Source organism: Rhodococcus sp. 06-1474-1B (assembly GCF_002258885.1).
GTDB lineage: Bacteria > Actinomycetota > Actinomycetes > Mycobacteriales > Mycobacteriaceae > Rhodococcoides > Rhodococcoides fascians.
The window spans coordinates 242,270-258,904 of record NZ_NOYR01000027.1; the positions used below are offsets into that span (position 1 = coordinate 242,270).

17 protein-coding genes and 1 tRNA gene are annotated in these 16,635 nt (G+C 64.3%); 8 read left to right on the top strand and 10 right to left on the bottom strand.

Features of this window, described 5'->3' with window-relative positions:
* Position 1: 1 nt before the first annotated feature.
* Complete coding sequence (locus CH266_RS16335; RefSeq protein WP_230591694.1) at positions 2–1,015, bottom strand: NADP-dependent oxidoreductase; 1,014 nt, start codon at positions 1,013–1,015, stop codon at positions 2–4.
* Positions 1,012–2,736, bottom strand: a complete 1,725-nt coding sequence (locus tag CH266_RS16340) for a PEP-utilizing enzyme (protein ID WP_032391845.1) — start codon at positions 2,734–2,736, stop codon at positions 1,012–1,014. The genes CH266_RS16335 and CH266_RS16340 overlap by 4 nt, the downstream gene beginning before the upstream one ends.
* A gap of 160 nt (positions 2,737–2,896) precedes the next feature.
* Here CH266_RS16340 and CH266_RS16345 point away from each other — a divergent pair, with 160 nt between their 5' ends.
* Positions 2,897–3,673: an SDR family NAD(P)-dependent oxidoreductase gene (locus CH266_RS16345; protein WP_032369200.1), complete on the top strand. Its 777-nt coding sequence runs from the start codon at positions 2,897–2,899 to the stop codon at positions 3,671–3,673.
* A 94-nt stretch (positions 3,674–3,767) separates the two neighbouring features.
* Positions 3,768–4,562, top strand: coding sequence for a maleylpyruvate isomerase family mycothiol-dependent enzyme (locus tag CH266_RS16350; protein WP_032391844.1), 795 nt, complete (start codon positions 3,768–3,770; stop codon positions 4,560–4,562).
* Between the two features lie 6 nt (positions 4,563–4,568).
* Here CH266_RS16350 and CH266_RS16355 read toward each other — a convergent pair whose 3' ends face one another.
* The 5 genes from CH266_RS16355 to CH266_RS16375 form a co-directional block, all read right to left on the bottom strand.
* Positions 4,569–5,348, bottom strand: a complete 780-nt coding sequence (locus tag CH266_RS16355) for a ThuA domain-containing protein (protein WP_032369202.1) — start codon at positions 5,346–5,348, stop codon at positions 4,569–4,571.
* Positions 5,349–5,384: 36 nt separating this feature from the next.
* Positions 5,385–6,785, bottom strand: a complete 1,401-nt coding sequence (lpdA, locus tag CH266_RS16360) for a dihydrolipoyl dehydrogenase (protein WP_176457111.1) — start codon at positions 6,783–6,785, stop codon at positions 5,385–5,387.
* Positions 6,786–6,793: 8 nt separating this feature from the next.
* Positions 6,794–7,555 carry an SDR family NAD(P)-dependent oxidoreductase gene (locus tag CH266_RS16365; RefSeq protein WP_032369204.1) on the bottom strand — a complete coding sequence of 254 codons (762 nt, stop codon included), beginning with the start codon at positions 7,553–7,555 and terminating at the stop codon, positions 6,794–6,796.
* A 35-nt stretch (positions 7,556–7,590) separates the two neighbouring features.
* Complete coding sequence (locus CH266_RS16370) at positions 7,591–8,298, bottom strand: histidine phosphatase family protein (protein WP_032369205.1); 708 nt, start codon at positions 8,296–8,298, stop codon at positions 7,591–7,593.
* A 108-nt stretch (positions 8,299–8,406) separates the two neighbouring features.
* A complete protein-coding gene (locus CH266_RS16375) occupies positions 8,407–9,048 on the bottom strand; it encodes a TetR/AcrR family transcriptional regulator (protein WP_080729102.1) in 642 nt (213 codons plus the stop codon).
* A 69-nt stretch (positions 9,049–9,117) separates the two neighbouring features.
* Here CH266_RS16375 and CH266_RS16380 point away from each other — a divergent pair, with 69 nt between their 5' ends.
* From CH266_RS16380 to CH266_RS16395, 4 genes are all read left to right on the top strand, one after another.
* Complete coding sequence (locus CH266_RS16380) at positions 9,118–9,894, top strand: TetR/AcrR family transcriptional regulator (RefSeq protein WP_052053439.1); 777 nt, start codon at positions 9,118–9,120, stop codon at positions 9,892–9,894.
* Positions 9,895–9,945: 51 nt separating this feature from the next.
* Positions 9,946–10,704 carry a ThuA domain-containing protein gene (locus CH266_RS16385; protein WP_255175938.1) on the top strand — a complete coding sequence of 253 codons (759 nt, stop codon included), beginning with the start codon at positions 9,946–9,948 and terminating at the stop codon, positions 10,702–10,704.
* Between the two features lie 113 nt (positions 10,705–10,817).
* Entirely contained in the window at positions 10,818–11,123 is a 306-nt protein-coding gene (locus CH266_RS16390) for a hypothetical protein (protein ID WP_032381558.1), read from the top strand.
* A complete protein-coding gene (locus CH266_RS16395; RefSeq protein ID WP_094650839.1) occupies positions 11,120–12,502 on the top strand; it encodes an aromatic ring-hydroxylating oxygenase subunit alpha in 1,383 nt (460 codons plus the stop codon). Before CH266_RS16390 ends, CH266_RS16395 begins: the two co-directional genes overlap by 4 nt.
* Before the next feature lie 695 nt (positions 12,503–13,197).
* Here the strand turns inward: CH266_RS16395 and CH266_RS16400 are convergent.
* Positions 13,198–13,269 (bottom strand) — tRNA-Thr (locus tag CH266_RS16400).
* An 89-nt stretch (positions 13,270–13,358) separates the two neighbouring features.
* Between CH266_RS16400 and CH266_RS16405 the strand changes: the two genes are divergently transcribed.
* Positions 13,359–14,822 carry a threonine/serine ThrE exporter family protein gene (locus tag CH266_RS16405; RefSeq protein ID WP_027495673.1) on the top strand — a complete coding sequence of 488 codons (1,464 nt, stop codon included), beginning with the start codon at positions 13,359–13,361 and terminating at the stop codon, positions 14,820–14,822.
* A gap of 10 nt (positions 14,823–14,832) precedes the next feature.
* Here the strand turns inward: CH266_RS16405 and CH266_RS16410 are convergent, their stop codons facing one another.
* Entirely contained in the window at positions 14,833–15,093 is a 261-nt protein-coding gene (locus tag CH266_RS16410) for an MbtH family protein (RefSeq protein ID WP_027495672.1), read from the bottom strand.
* 90 nt (positions 15,094–15,183) lie between these two features.
* Positions 15,184–15,993: an alpha/beta fold hydrolase gene (locus CH266_RS16415; RefSeq protein WP_032375016.1), complete on the bottom strand. Its 810-nt coding sequence runs from the start codon at positions 15,991–15,993 to the stop codon at positions 15,184–15,186.
* A gap of 92 nt (positions 15,994–16,085) precedes the next feature.
* On the opposite strand from CH266_RS16415, the gene CH266_RS16420 reads away from it, so the two are divergent.
* Entirely contained in the window at positions 16,086–16,613 is a 528-nt protein-coding gene (locus tag CH266_RS16420) for a general stress protein CsbD (protein WP_094715793.1), read from the top strand.
* Positions 16,614–16,635 lie beyond the last annotated feature (22 nt).

Genomic DNA, 16,635 nt, shown 5'->3' on the forward strand with positions numbered 1-16,635 from the left:
GTCAGGACAATCGGACCAGCATCTTGCCGACGTTCCCGCCGCCGAGCATGGACAGGAACGCGTCGACCGCGTTGTCGAGCCCGTCGTGGATGGTGGACTCGGCGATCAACCGTCCGGATGCCAGCCACTCCGCGACCTGATCCTCGAACTCCGGCCGTAGGTCCTCGTGGTCGCGGACGATGAAGCCCTGCAGAGTAATTCGTTTCAGGATGGCGTTCATCAGGTGATCCATGGGCGGGCTGTCCGGACCCCCGTTGGATATCATGCCGCACAGCGCTGCCCGACCACGCTGATTCATGGACGCCAATGCCGCAACCAGATGGTCGCCACCGACGTTGTCGAAGTAGAGGTCGATGCCGTCCGGTGCGACTGCGCGCAGCGCGTCACCGATCGGCCGCTCGCGGTAGTCGATACCTTCGTCGAAACCGAATCGGTCCGTGAGCAGTGCCGCCTTGTCCGGCCCGCCTGCGCTACCGAGGACTCTCGACGCACCGAGAAGTTTCGCGAACTGGCCAGCTGCACTGCCGACTGCCCCGGCTGCTGCGGAGACGAACACGGTGTCACCGGTGCGCAATGCGCCCGCACGCACGAGTCCGACGTAGGCGGTGAAGCCCGTCTGGCCGAGCACTCCGAGCCAGTGGTGCAGGTCGATCCCCCGCGGTTCGATCACCGTGGCCGCAGCGATGTCGACCACCGCGTGCTCGCGCCAGCCCAGGCGATGCCGCACGTAGGAACCTGCGGGCACGTCTTCGGTACCGTCGACCACCACACCGAGTGCGGACCCGTCGAGCGGCGCGCCCACCTGAAAGTTGGTGGTGTAGTGCATCTCCGACGTCGCCAGCCGTCCCCGCATCGATGGGTCGACACTCATGAACAGGTTGCGCACGAGCACCTGGTCGGCGGTGCGTTCGGCGAGAGGGAGGTCACGGATCTCGAAATTCTGCGGTCCGGGGTCACCACTCGGACGCTCCGACAGGAAGACGGCCCGCGTGCTGGTCACGACCCCGGTGGTCACGGCAGTTCCAGGATCGTGACCGTGCCTTTGGCACCGTCGATCTCGACGAGCGTCCGGTTGGGTATGCGACGGGTCGCGGCCTGAACACCGGCTGCGCAGGCGATTCCGAGTTCTCGACTGACGATCATCGCGTGCGACCCCATGGCACCGACGTCGGTGATGGCACCGCCGGAGACCATGAACAACGGTGTCCAGGACGGATCGGTCTGCGGTGCGACGAGAATGTCGCCGACCTCGAACGTGTCCAGTTCGGCCATCGACGTGATCACGCGGGTGCGGCCCTGCGTGATCCCAGGCGAGGCTCCGGAACCCTGGAGAACGTCGCCGACCTTCACAGGGGCGACGGCCGACTGACCCGTGCGGCCCAGTGTCGACAGGGCGGGGATCGGTTCACGGGTGTCGAGGAAGGTGGGCAACTCCAGGCCGAACAGCTCCCGCCAGTCGCGGTGTCGCTGCGCCAGAGTAGTTCTCATCGATTCGGGGGCACTTGCCAGCGCGTCGAGTTCGTCGTCGACCGCCATGAACACGTGGTCGGCCGAGTCGAGGTGACCGTCGGCATACAGCCGGCGACCGAGTTCCACGAGCGGCACGCGGGCCTCGTGCAGCACCTTGATGCAGTTGGTCTTGGCGCGCTCACGCCATGCAGCGAATCTGCGGGCGGACGCCAACGCCGCCGCGAGCGTCGCTTGTCCCGCCTCGTCGTCACCGACGATCTCTCTCGCTCGGGTCCACGCGTCGGCTCCGGCCGACGCGTGGTCGGACAGACGTGCGTCCGGCGCGGCCGAGTCGTCTTGGAGCCGCAGCCGGTCGATGAGGCCGAGAACGAGCTCGGGCCGGGTCTCCCACGACACGGACCCCAGATCCCATTCGTTGGGCCCGCGGTATCCGTAATCGAGAAGGAATTGGTCGAGGGTGGCGTCGAACTTCGGGTCGATTCCGACAATACGATCACCGACACCGGCAACGCCGGAATCGAATGCCGCCATCAGTCTGTCGTCGGCTCGCACCAGGCGGCCGAGCTCCCACAACGCGTACGACGGCATCGCCGAGTCCACGTCACCGGCCGCACCGACCAGGGTGACGATGAGGTCTTGGTTCTCCGCACCCAGCAATTGGCCCAGCACGGCGGGACCCACCGCGGCGCAGTTCGTGGCGATCACTTCCCCGCGCCACGCGACGCGCTCGAGTGGCATCACCGACCGGGCTCGCGCGACGAGCGCCGCCGGTGTCAGTGCGGACAGGTCGGGACGTTCGGTCCTCAAGCGGTCGGCGAGAGTTCGGTCTTCTTCGAGTTCCGGGAAAGTCTCGGTCGACAGCGCCCACGCGTTGCGGGCCTCCAAACGCCGGCCGGCCTCTGCGTTCTCGTCGTCGGGATGGCCGACGTACGCCGGGATGTTCGGATCTCCACCGTAGAAGAGCTGATCTACGAGTTCCACCGGAAGACCGCCGCGGATGCCGACGAGGCGAGACATCGACAGGTTGATGTAGAGGTGCCCGTAGAAGATGCCGGACGAGGCCGCCACATCGGGCCTCTCCGCGAGCGAATAGCTACCGAGGCTGGCGTACCCGAAGTTCCACCCCGGCAAAATGTTCTGGATCCAGCCCAGATCCGCGCCGAGGGGCGTGATCGGGTCCGACAGCACGTCGCTCGCGTTCAGACGCGTGTACACGGGCAGACGGGGGCTCGGGTCGGTGTCGACCAACCACCGCTGATCGGACATTTCACTTCTCGTCTCTGACATCGGCGACTGCACCTCGCGGGTAGTTTTTTGATTCCGTCTCCAGAAATACTGTGACATGAGCCACTCTACATGCCAGACTGTAGACGATGACAAGTTACTTGTCTCTGAATCTTGCTCGAACAGGCATGGGAGAAAATCGATGAAACTGCAAGACAGGGTTGTTGCCGTCACGGGCGGAACACAGGGCATCGGTCGTGGTATCGCTGCAGCGGCGCTGGCCGAAGGGGCGAAGGTGTCTCTCAACGGACGCTCGAAGGACAAGGGCGAGAAAGCTCTTGCACAGTTCGGGGCCGGTGACAGCGCTGCCTTCTTCCCCGGAGACGTCACCGTGCAGTCCGATGTGGAGGACTTCATCGAGCAGACGGTCGCCACGTTCGGACGCATCGACGTTCTGGTCAACAACGCCGGCGGGGCCAAGGACCTCCAACCCACGGCCAACCTCAGCGACGAGGAATGGACTCTGGTGATGAACTGGAATCTGAACTCGAACTTCTGGGCCACCCGCCGAGCCCTCCAACACATGCTGCCCAACAAGTCCGGCCGCATCATCAACATTTCGTCGGTGGAAGGCAAGCACGGCAAGCCCGTGTTCACCGCCTACGTGGCCGCGAAGCACGCCATCAACGGCATGACCAAGTCCATCGCCCGTGAGGTCGGCACCGAAGGCATCACAGTCAACTCCATCTGCCCCGGCCTGGTGATCACCGACATCATCAAGGACAACGGCCCTGCCACCGCCAAGGCCATGGGAATGTCCTTCGACGAGATGGTCGCGCTGTTCGCCGAGGAGTCGGCGCTCAAGCGTCCCAACACGATCGAGGAGGTTGCCGCCATGGCGATGCTCCTCGCCTCCGACGCCGGAGCCGGCATCACCGGTGCCATTCTCAGCGTTGACGGCGGCACCGCGAACTACTGACTCAAAGCTCCACGGTCGACCACTACAAGGAGAGAATCTCGATGGACGTCACCGCTTCCGAATACTTCATCGACGCCGGTAGGGTGAGCAGATCATGAGCCAGGCAGGACTATCGGCCAGTCGAGTACTTGCCGACCGATACGGGTCCGTGGTCCGCAGCCTCACCGCCGACGAGTGGTCGGCTCCCAGCCGATGCGCGGGTTGGTCGGTGAAAGATCTTGTGGCGCATACCGGTTCGAATTTTGCGGTCATGGCCGATCCACCGCCGGCCGATCCGGACGCGCCTACGCCCAACACCGCCGAAGAACTGCAGAACCAGTTGGTCGACGCACGCCGGGAGTGGTCCAACTCGCAGGTCGCCGACGAGTTCCTGGACAACATCGACGGCGCGATGGCGGTTCTCGAAGCAATGCAGCAGACCGAGACGGCGTCCGCCCCGATGACACTGACCGATCTGGGAACCTATCGCACGCATCAGCTTTCGGATGCGTTCGCCTTCGACATGTGGTGTCACATGTACGTCGATCTACTCGGATCCGAGGGACCGGTCACCCGCGAGGTACCCGACCCGGAAGACGATCTGGTGCGCACCGCCGTCGAGTGGATGTGGACCGGGCTGCCGCAGATGTGCACTCCGGTGAGTGGGGTACTCAACCGCCCGCTGGGGGTGCGACTCACCGGTCCCGGCGGTGGCGAGTGGACTCTGCGGCCGGGTTCGAAGCTGCTCACCGTCGAACCCGGCGCAACGGCCGCCGACACCATGATCATCTCGGCCGCTACCGATTTCGTCCTGTGGGGCACCACCCGCAGCCCGTGGCGCAACCATGTGACGGTCGACGGCGACTCGGCATACGCCGAAAGGGTTCTCGACACGGTGGACATCATCTGACCGAGCTCAGTGGTGGGCCGTCGCCTCTCCGGTGACGGCCCACGACAGGCACCGCTGGAAGACCGTTCGGAACTCGGGGACTGTCCAACTCCCTCGGTCGACCCGGCCCAGGTCGTCGATTCCGAGGTCCTGGACGTCGAACCGTCCCCGGCAGTGCCCCAACGTGAAGTAACAGACCGTCCCGTCGCCGTGGTCCTTCAGGTACAGGACGGGCCGGGGCTCGTCCTCGGTGGTGTGCCCCTCGGCAAATCCCGTCGACTCACCGACGAATCGAGTGTGGGCGAGGACGCGAATCGGTGGATGAAGCTCACTGACGTAGAGCTCGTCGGTGACCTCGAACGGGTTGATTCCAGCGACGAACGGGTGCGCGGGTTCGGTGAACTCCACCGTGTACGGCGCGATCGGCGGGTGCCCAAGGAATTGACTCCCCAGCACATTCGCCAGGTCACCCAGGGTCCGCGGTGTCACGTACTTGCTCGGCGATCCGTTCGGCGTCCGGTCGATCGCGGAGTTCGTGCCATGCAGGGCCAACCAGCGGCCACCGCGAGAGACGAACGCCTCCAACGCTTTCTGCTGCACCTCGGTCGGGACCCGATTGCACGTGTAGGTGACCAGCAGATCGGCCGAAGCCAGAGCATCGAGGCAGTCGTAGTCCTCGAAGACCCGGGTGCGGACCTGCTCGTACTGGCTCAGCGCCGACAGCAGTTGCAGCCTCGCATAATCGAAGTCGTGCCACTGCCCACCGCACACCAAGACCGCGTCGAGCCGGCCTGCAGGTCCCGCCATCCAATCCTCTTTTCAGCGATCGGTCTCTTTCGGTGATCAGCCGTGCGCGTGCAGCGCTTTGCCGGCCAGGGCAAGATGCGCCTCGCCCAATGCTTCCGCCTGAGTAGGGTGCGCGTGCACGTGTTGGGCCACGTCCCCCGCGGTCGCTTCCCAGTTGTAGATGAGCTGCGCTTCCCCGATGAGCTCTCCGACGCGTGCGCCGACGAGGTGGATGCCCACCACCGGTCCGCCCGGGCCGGCCTGCACCAGCTTCACGCCGCCTGCCGTACGGAGGATGCGGCTCTTGCCGTTGCCACCGAGGTCGTAGACGACGGTCTCGACCTCTCCGTACTCCGCGGCCGCTTCGCTTTCGGTCAAGCCGACCGAAGCGACCTCGGGGTTGGAGTACGTGACTCGCGGAATTCCCCTGTCCGCGACGGGCATGCAGTCCAGACCGGCCAGTTGCTCGGCCACCAGGATGCCCTGTGCGAAACCGCGGTGGGCCAGCTGTGGCCCCGCCACGATGTCGCCGATGGCGAACACTCCAGGTACCGACGTTTGCAACCACTCGTCGGTGACCACGAACCCGCGATCGAGATCGACACCCGCTTCGGCGAAGCCCATGTCCGCGGTGCGTGGACCGCGACCGACGGCCACGAGCACGAGGTCGGCATCGATGGTGGATCCGTCGGCGAGCTCGACGTGCACGCCTCCGTCTGTTCGAGCGGAGACGGCGCTGAACGACGTGTTCGTCTTCAACACCATCCCGCGTTTGCGGAACGCCCGCTCGACCTGTTTCGACGTCCACGGGTCTTCGGTCGGCAGCAGAGTGGGCGCCGCCTCGACGATCGTCACCTGCGTACCGAGCGACGACCAGACGCTGGCGAACTCGCACCCGATCACTCCGCCGCCGAGGACGACGACACTGTCCGGGACGGTGTCGAGTTCCAGAGCACGGTCGCTGGTCACGACCGAACCACCGATGTCCAAGCCCGGCAACGACTTCGAATGCGAGCCGGTCGCGAGGATCAGCGCTTCGCCGCGATAGGTGGCGACGCCACCGTCGGCGAGTTCGACCTCGACAGTGCGGTCACCGACGAGACGGCCCCGTCCGGCGACAAGCTCGATGTCGCGGGAAGCGACCAGGCCTTGCAACCCGCGGTACAGGCCGGCGATCACGTCGTCCTTATAACTGTTCACCGCACTCATGTCGATACCCTCGAGGGTCGCCTTGATGCCGAAGCTCGAGGCCTCACGGACGGAATCGGCGACCTCGGCCGCATGCAGTAGTGCCTTGGTCGGAATGCATCCGTTGTGCAGACAGGTACCACCGAGTTTGTCGGCTTCGATCAAGATCACCGACATGCCCAGTTGGGCAGCCCGCAACGCGCAGGCGTACCCACCGGACCCGCCGCCGAGGATCACCAAGTCGGCTGTGCTGGTCACATCAGATGACATGTCGGGACTCAGAAATCGAAGCGGTTGGTGAAGCCGCCGTCGACCACCATGTTGATTCCGGTGACGTGTCCCGCGGCGGGTGACGCCAAAAAAGTCACGGCGTTCGCGACGTCCTGTGCTGCACCCAGTTTGCCCAGCGACGCCGACTCGAGTGCAGCCTCGTACAGAGCGGGACGACTCGTCTGGATGGTCTCCCAGGCACCCCCCTCGAAGAAGATGGGTCCCGGCGACACTGCGTTCACGCGAATACCTTTGGGTCCTAGGGCACGCGCCTGTGCCGACGAGTGCTGCAGTACGGCAGCTTTCAGCGCACCGTAGCTGTTGGCGGTGGTGATCGGACCGGCTTCGAGCGCCGACGTGGTGCTGATGGTGACCACCGACGCCGAGGTGCTGGCTTCGAGATGGGGCGCGGCCGATTCGATGAAATTGACCAGGCTCATGAGGTCGACGTTGAAACTGTCGACCCACGCCTGCGGGCCCTTGCCGGTGGCAGCGGAGGCGTTGACCACAACGATGTCGATGCCACCGAGCGCCTCGGCCGCATCGTCGACGAACGATTTCACGGCGTCGGCGTCACCCACGTCGACTGCTTTGTGGAAAACCGTTCCGAGCTCAGATAATTCGGCGGACACCTCGTTCAGGTGTTCTTCGCCGCGCGCGCACACACCGACCGATGCGCCTTCGGCTAGCAGCGTGCGGGCTATAGCGAGGCCGATGCCGCGACTGGCACCGCTGACGATGGCGCGCTTGCCTTTGAGATCGAGATCCATCTGATGACTCCTTGATCGGTGTTCAACTGCAGGCCTTAGAGATTCATGGCTCCGACGGATGTCTGAAAGTCGAGTACATGAGAGAAATCGTTGACCGACTGGACCGCTCGGCGCGTGTCAGCACCTCGAACCACGCTGATCGAGGTGTGGTGGACTCGAACCGGCATGTCCAGACCGCTTCCCAGAGCATCGGCAAGGACCGCGTTGATGACACCGCCGTGGCAGGTCACCACCACCCGCTCACCGGGATGGGAGTCGACGATAGTGGAGATCTGGCCGAGTACACGGGCGCGGAACTCTGCCCCATCCTCGGCGTAGGGGAACGCGTCGTAGCGACGCGTTCTGATGTGCTCACGAAAGATCGTGGCGATCTCGTCGTGCGGCAGGGTGTCGAAGGGACTGCGGTCGGCAGGAAACTTTTGCCAGGGCTCGTACTCGGTGAGGTCGTCCCGCACCACGGGGACGAGTCCGTGTCGATCGGCGATCTCGGTTCCGGTACGAAATGCTCTTCGAAGCGGAGAGCTGTAGACGGCATCGACCCGAGCCGTGGCCAACCTCTGCGCCACGGCCCGCACCTGGCGTTCGCCGAGGTCGGACAGCGGCGGATCGACCGTCTCACCGGCGCTGAGTTCTTTGCTCAGCACCTGCTCGCCGTGACGTACCAGGACCAGTTCGCACAATCCGGTCAGCGGCGCGAATGGGTTGTCGAGATCGATGGATCGGGCACGTGACTGACTGAGCATGGTGCCAAGTCAACCATAAACTGTCGTCGGTCTAAAGATACTTCCGGAAAGTCGCGGGTCGATGACCTTCGCATGGGGACTTAGTTGTGTTCGACTCCAGCAGTAACGTCACAGACTGGAGATGTCGGCGGCCAGTTCACGAACCTCGTCGGAAAATCTCCGACGTCCGAGGTTGGCAAGAACCGTGTCCTCGGTAAGCCAGGACGACACCGAGACTTCGAGCAAACTCGACAGCGCCGTCGCGGCGGCTGCCTGTTTCGCTCGCGTCGTGACTCCGCTGCGGCTGCGCAACTCGGCGGTGAAGATGTTCAGCATCGTCAGACGCACTTCCCGGCGAAGCGACTCGATCGACAGGCTCCATCCCGGCGAGCGCACGAAGTACACGAGCGACGCGGCCCGATGCTGGTCCGTCCATTCCAGCAAGCCAACGATGATGTCGCCCAGAGAGGCGTCCGGGTCGTTCTCGACCTCGGCACGAAGTTGGTCGAGCAAACCGTCCGCATAGAGCCGCAGCCCGCCGAGCAGAACCTCGTCTTTCGACGGGTAGTGGTAGTAGACGGCGGCGGAAGTCATCTGAGCCTCCGCGGCAATATCGGCGACCGTCACGTCCTCGATGGACCGAACCGAGTACAGGTGCATCGCGGCGTCGACAACAACCTCACGCCGCGACGGCCGATGCGCCGCCCGCTTCGCGCCCTTGCTCGTCGGAGCCGCCGCAGTCCGCTTCGGTGCCACTCCCTTGCCTGCCATGCAGTAGATCATGGCACCCACGACCCGATCGGGGTGTCGCGACGTACACCAGCGAGTAAATTGGGGCCGGTGCCACGACGACGAAGCATCGACCACGAAGACGGTCACGCAGATGAGACGCCGACCGGCTGGGATTCATCGCCCGCCGCCGACGACGATCCCGTAGTCGCCGGCTCGTCCGGTCCTGCCGACGCAGACGACGAGAACACCGTCGACACGCCCGCTGCGTCGAAGGGTTCTGCTCACCGGCCGTCGCGCCGACACCTCATCGTCAAAGCAGCCGTTCGCGTCTTCTCCCGAAAAGGCTTCGCAGAAACGTCGATACAGGAGATCGCAGAGGCCGCGGGCATGGTGCCCACCGCGGTCTACTACCACTTCGCCAGTAAGGAAGAACTGTTCGAGAGCGCCCTCGGATATGCGATGGACGCCAGTTCCGCCGCCGCTCAACATGCCCGACCGGACGACGCCGAGGCCGACGCAGACACGTTCAAGAGCGTGATCGACGCAGTATGGGACTGGACGGCCGAGCACCCGAACGCGGCGCGGATGCTGTTTCTGCAAATGGCCGGCGGCGCGACACCCGGAACTCGCCTCCTGACGAAGGAGTACGAGGACCGGCACATCCGGCGTGCATTCGATTACTTCCCGGTTGCGGAGACACCGGCCAACAAGCGGTCCGCGGCGGCGCAACAGGCCGCACGGTCGTTGCGGGTCCGGACGATGATCGCCACGACCATCGCCATCCAGCCGCTGCGCATCGAGGGAGGGCCGCTGGCCGGCATTTCGGTACCTCGACTGCGGGCGGCGACCACCGAGGTCTGCTCGAAGATGATCGAAGGGCGCTGAACTAGCACTCTCGTCGAGTAACTTGACTGCATCACCAGTTGAATTTCATCGATGGGACACCCGCTCATGCGTATTGCGGCATTCACCGGTGGGCATTCGTTCGATCGCGATGCCTTCGCCGACTTCCTGGACTCGTTGCACGGTGACGTCTCGTGGCACGAGCACCCTGACGCGGATCTCGGCCCGGACGACCTGGCCCGGTTCGACGTCTCGTTGCACTACGACATGCCCGGCACACTGCCCACACCGGCCGATCCACCGGAGGCCGTGCGCGCAGCAGTAGCCGCGGCTCCGATCAGCGGACACGGGTACGTAGTGCTGCATCACGCCATCGCCTCGTGGGCGAACTGGGACGAGTGGGCCGAGTTCGTGGGTGGCCGATACCTTTACCGGCCGAGCGTCGTGCGCGGCGTCGACTGCCCGGACTCCGGCTACCGACATGCAGTTCCGCAGACCATCACCGTCACCGATCGTTCGCACCCCATCACCCTCGGCATCCCCGACTCGTTCGACCTCGTCGACGAGACCTACCTGTGCCAAGTCTTCGAGGACGACGTCACTCCCCTGCTGCGCACCGACGCGGAGATGACCGACGCCGTGCACTGGTCGACGGCACTGGCCATGGCGGGCCGCCGCGACGAACGCGAGGGCTGGAGCCACCGACCGGGCTCGCAGCTGGTCGGGTGGACGAAAACCAACGGCCGCAGTCGGCTGGCGTATCTGCAGCCCGGCGACAAGTCGCCCACCCTTTCCGATCCCGTCTACCGCCGACTCGTTTCGGGGGCTCTACGGTGGGCAGCGCGCTCATGACCGGAGTTTTTGGAGTCAGCCTAAAGAAAAGTGTGCCCGCTATCACTCTTCGCTGTTACAGTTAGTGCATTCGGCACCAAGTAAGGGCGTTGCCCCGTTCCAAGGAGATTGCGATGCGACAGATCAAGCATCCGATGAGCCACGCTATCTACGAATTCGATGACGACTTCAACGTTCTGGTCACGGACCGCCACGGCAAGACCGGAACGTTCGACCCGGAGGGCCGCTACCTCCACGGCGAGGTGAAAGCGGTCGACCCCGAGCTGGCCCGGTGGGTCGGACTCGGCCCCCGCGAGCCAGTGCCGATCACACAGAACCGGCGATTCATGGGTGCGGCGAAACTGCTCGAGAAGATGCAGTCCGACAGATTGGCTGAAGAGGCCCGCGCCATCACGCTCGAACAGGGAGGCAAACTGTGACCAACACCGAAGAACGGCCCGCCGGGGACGCCGGGTTCATCGAGAACGGCGTTGGCTACCAACGACTCCTAGACACCGACACCCATCCCGTACCCGACATTCTGCGCATCGAGTCGCACGAGATGTACGAGGACCAGAACTTCATCCCGATCTCGCGCTACATCAGCCGCAAGTATCACGAACTCGAGCGGGACCGAGTCTGGTACAAGGTATGGCAGATGGCGTGCCGCGAGGAGGAGATCCCCGAGCCGGGCGACACACTGGTCTACGAGATCTGCGAGAAGTCCATTCTTCTCGTGCGCGGCAAGGACATGGGAATTCGTGCCTTCTACAACTCCTGCCTGCACCGCGGACGCACCCTCCGTGAGGAGGACGGCCCGGCGGGCAACGAATTACGTTGCCCCTTCCACGGTTTCGCGTGGAACTTCGATGGATCACTGAAGTCGATGACGTGTGCCTGGGATTTCCCGCAGGTGGACAAAGGCAAGATGGACCTTCCGCAGGTCAAGGTGGATACCTGGGGCGGCTTCGTCTTCATCAACATGGATCCCACGTCCGAGTCGCTGGACAGCTTTCTCGGTGACCTCGGAAAACACTTCGAGGCATGGCCATTGGAGGATCGCTACATCCAGGCCCACGTCGCACAGGTGATCCAGGCGAACTGGAAGATTGCGCAGGAAGCGTTCTCCGAGGCGTTCCACGTCATCACCACGCATCCGCAACGCGTCGTCGGCACCGGCGACTCCAACAGTCAGTACGACAGTTGGGGCAACTTCAACCGCGGCATCACCGCCAACGGCGTACCCAGCCCGCACATCAACTTCGTACCGACCGAGCAGGAGATGTTCGACTCCATGGTCGACGCCCGTATCGACGAGGACCCGATGGTGACGCTGCCCGAAGGCGTGTCCGCCCGGGAGATGTCGGGCATGCTGGCTCGTGAAGGACTGCGCGACATCATCGGAGATGTCAAGGCCGACAACATGTCCGACGCTGAGTCGCTCGACAGCGTGTACTACACCGTTTTCCCGAATTTTCATCCGTGGGGTGCATACCAGCGCATCGTCTACCGGTTCCGCCCGAACGGTGACAACCACGAAACCTCGATCATGGACGTCTACCTGCTCGCGCCGTTCAAGGGCGAACGGCCGAAACCGGCCAAGACCCAGTGGCTCCGTCCCGAGCAATCCTGGTTGGAAGCAACGGTTCTCGGTAGCTCGGCGCGGGTGTTCGACCAAGACGCTTACAACATGCCCAAGGTGCACAAGGGCCTCAAGTCTGCGCAGTCGAAGACGTTGCCGTTGGCTCGCTATCAAGAAGTGAAAATTCGTCACATCCACCACTTGTTGGCGAAGTGGATCGGCGAAGAAGCGGACTGAACTACCCAACCGCACTGATACCTGACCGCTGTACGCGGGTCAGGTATCTGCGGCACTACCTCGACGGATCGCGAACCGCTGTCCAGTCACGGGTTGGTCGTAGGACCACGTTCACCCGGGAAGCGAACGCCCGGTGACGCTGGTTTCGCCCCCCGCCATTCGGCGCCGTGATCGGCTCGAAGACCGAGCACTGCGGGGCGGACCGTCGGCGGCGTCACCGACGACCGGACGCTCGACCGTCTGCGCCACGGTTCCGATCAACACCGGACCCCCTTGGGCGTATACGCGCTCCGATCTAAGAGGTGCCACCTTGCGCTCGAATGACCGGCTGACGATCTGCCGACCGAAGTGGATCGTGCCGCTTCGGCACAGCCGACACCGAGGCCCGCGGTAGCACCAGTGCGGCCGGTACTCGATGACACCCGTCGCCACGACGTCATCGCCGCCGTGCCGCTGCCCCGATATCGGCCGTGGCTGTGACGCTGGAGCCTCGAATCCACGCCCCTCGTCGGAATCTACACCCCGCACACCGGGCGTAGATTCCAGCTAGGGGCGTCGATCCGCCCCGTCGACTCAATCAGCTCCCCCGTTTCGGATATCCGACTCCGATCGGCGTCGGGTATCCGAAACCGAGGAGCCGATCCGAGACGAAAACGCAAAAACTCCGATCCCAGGGACGGAATCGGAGCCAAGAGAGCCTCCTAACGGGATTGAACCGTTGACCGCTCGCTTACAAGGCGAGTGCTCTACCGCTGAGCTAAGGAGGCAGTGAAGCGAGCCAAGCATACCGTTCAACGGACGCTCAGCGACAACAGGTACCTTGTCGGTGGATCACCCCAGCAACGTAAAGACGGTCATGACTTTCCTGCAAGACCTGACGGCTTCGCTGAGCCGTCTCACCGGTGAGCGTCGGGCCACCATCGATACACCGACCGCCGCGCCGTCACCTCTTCGCCCTATCGATCTGACGGACGACGCGACGGTCGCCGAGGTCCTCGAGCTGGCCGTTCGTGTCGGCGAGGTGTTGTTGGCGTCGGGCACGTCTGCTGTGGATACGGCGACGCAGGTTCAGTTCATCGCCGCGACGTACGGCCTCGCGCGATGCGATGTCGACGTCACGTACAACTCGATCACGCTGAGCGCACATCGCGGTCCGACGCGGCCGCCGGCGTCGACGATGCGCATCGTTCACTACCGCTCGATGGACTTCACACGGCTGGCCGCGGTCGACCGACTTATTCGCTCGGTGCGCGTCAAGGTGGTCCCGGCGAGCATCGCGCGTGATCGCCTCGACGAGATCACCTCGGCCCCTCACCCGTACAACCGGTGGATCGCGACCTTCGCGTGGGCGGGCATGGCGGCGGCGATCGGTGTGTTGCTCGGCGGCGGCGCGTTGGTGGCGGTCGTCAGCTTCCTGACGACGATGGTGATCGACCGAATCGGCCGCATCCTCAACCGCGCCGGACTGCCCTTCTTCTTTCAGCAGGTGGTCGGCGGATTCGTCGCTGCCACCCCGGCGATCACTCTGTACAACTTTCAGGATCAGCTCAATATCGACATATCCCCGTCGGTGATCATCGGTGCCGGGGTCACGGTGCTGTTGTCGGGGCTTTCGCTCGTCGGCTCGGTACAGGACGCGATCACCGGGGCACCGATCACCGCGTCGGCCAGATTCTTCGAGGTGTTGATGATGACGGGCGGCATCATTGCCGGCGTCGCCACGTCGCTGCGGTTGGCGGCCTTGATCGGGAGTGATCTGCCGCAGATCAGCAACCTGCCTCCCCCGGACATCACACAGGTGCCCACCAAGGTCCTGGCCGGCGCGGCCGCGTCTCTGTTCTACGCGCTCGCCTGCTACGCCGAGCGGCGCGCACTGACGGCAGCGTTCATGGGCGGCTTCGCGGGCGCACTCGTCTACTTGATGTCGCAGACGTTGGCTGTGGGTCCGATCATCGCGTCTGCCATCGCGGCCACGGTCGTCGGATTCGCCGGTGGTCTCCTCGCACGTCGAGCGCTCATTCCGCCGCTCATCGTTGCAGTCGCCGGCATCACTCCGTTGCTGCCCGGTCTCTCGCTCTACCGGGGTCTGTACGCGATTCTCAACGACCAACTGCTGCTCGGTATCAGCTCGCTCTTCGCGGCGTTCGGCATCGGCTGTGGCCTGGCTGCGGGCGTCACATTGGGTGAGTGGGGTGCGCGAACATTGCGTCGACCCCGGATCCTGGCACGCACCGAGGAACTACTGCGCCCGACGCTTCGCCGCAGAGAAGAACCGCGCCGACCGACGGTTCGTCGGCGGCGCGGTACGAGTCCTTCGTAGAAGGCGGAACTCAGGCCTCGGTGCTGGGGGTTCCCTCAGCACCTGCGCGGGCAGCTGCGTCGGCCTCCATGGCCTCACGCAGGCTGCGCGGACGCATGTCGGTCCAGTTCTTCTCGACGTACTCCAGGCACGCAGCGCGGGTGTCTTCACCGAAGACGACACGCCACCCCTGAGGGACCTCGGAGAACGTCGGCCACAGCGAATGCTGATCTTCGTCGTTGACCAGCACGAAGAAGCGTCCGTCTTCGTCATCGAACGGGTTGGTACTCATCTCGCCTCACTCGTCGCGAACGTTTGATTGGTAAGTCTGCACCGTGAGGTGCCACACGACCCTAGCAACGCAGGTCGTGCTCAGGTGGCGTCAGGCCTTGAAGAAGTCGAGCAAGTGCGCATTGACGGCCTCGGGACGCTCGAGATATCCGTAGTGGCCGGCGTCCGCGATCTCCACGTATCGAGCCCCCGGAATCGCGTCGGCGAGCTCCTTGCCCAGGTAGGCAGGGATCATCCGATCGTCGGCGAACCCGACCGACAGACAGGGCACCGACACTGCCCGGTAGGCGTTGGTGCGGTCGAAATCGTCGTCCATACCCAGCTGCGCGCGCACCCCGGCGGATGGTGAGGATGCCGAGAACTCGAACAGGTCGAGCCAATCGCGAGCCGTTCGCGCATCGCGCAACGTGGCGGGCGACAGGTTCATCACCGCCGTCACCGCGGCCGAGTACGTGCCCGGCAGCTCGACGCGCTTGTCGTACAGCGCCCGTTCACCCTGGGCGAGCGTCTTCTGGAACTCGTCGACCCGCGCGTGCCCGGCGAGGAACGCAGCCTTGCGAACCAGATCGGGACGCTTCAGAGCCAACTCCTGTGCGACGCGAGAGCCCATCGACGTTCCGACGACGAAGGCCTTCTCGGCACCGTCGCGGATCAGTTCGATCAAGCCCTCGGTGTCGGCGACCATGGCGTCGATGGTGATACCGGTCGCACTTTCCGACGACGGCGCGATACCGCGGTTGTCGAAGGTGCACACCCGGTAGCCGGCCGCCAGGAGGGCCGGTACCTGATGCAGTTCCCACACTCGGCCGGGACTGCCGGTGCCCATTATCAGAACTACCAGGTCTCCACTGCCCTTGACCTGGTAGTTCACGTCGATGCCGTTGATCTTCGCGATAGGCATACGTCTCCTCACTGCTGATGCTTTCGTCGGCGATCGTATCGTCCGAGGTCGACGTGGGGTTACTCGAACAGCCAGTGGGTACCTGCAGTTACATGACTGACGAGAACGTAGCGGGCGAAGCACGCAAAGGAATGCTCGACGAGATCAAGGGCAAAGCCAAAGAGGTCGTCGGCGCTGTCACCGGCAACGACTCGTTGACGGCCGAGGGCCAGTTGCAGGCCGCTCAGGCTCGCGAACGCAAGGAGGCGCAGGCCACCGAACGCGTCGCCGATGCACAGGCCACCGACGCCGCCGAGGAGCTGGCCGACGTGCGGACTGCGGCAGACAGTCGACGCGAGGCCGCGGAGGAGAACGCAGCAGTTGCCGAGGCGAACGCAGATCGCGTTCGACAGACCCAGGTGGCCGCGGCCGAGCAGAACAAGCGTGAGACCGTGGCGCAGGAACGAGCGGCAGCCGAGGTCGACGCCACGGCCGAACAGATCGAAGCGACCGAGGAGCGCAAAGCCGAGCAGGCCGCGGCAGATGCGGACGAAATGGTGGCTGCGCAAAAGCACCAGGAAGCGTTGCTGCAGGCCGAGGCCGACCGCAAGAAAGCCGAAGAGCTTCGCAACCAGGCTTGACCCACCACTGCTGATCTAGGAG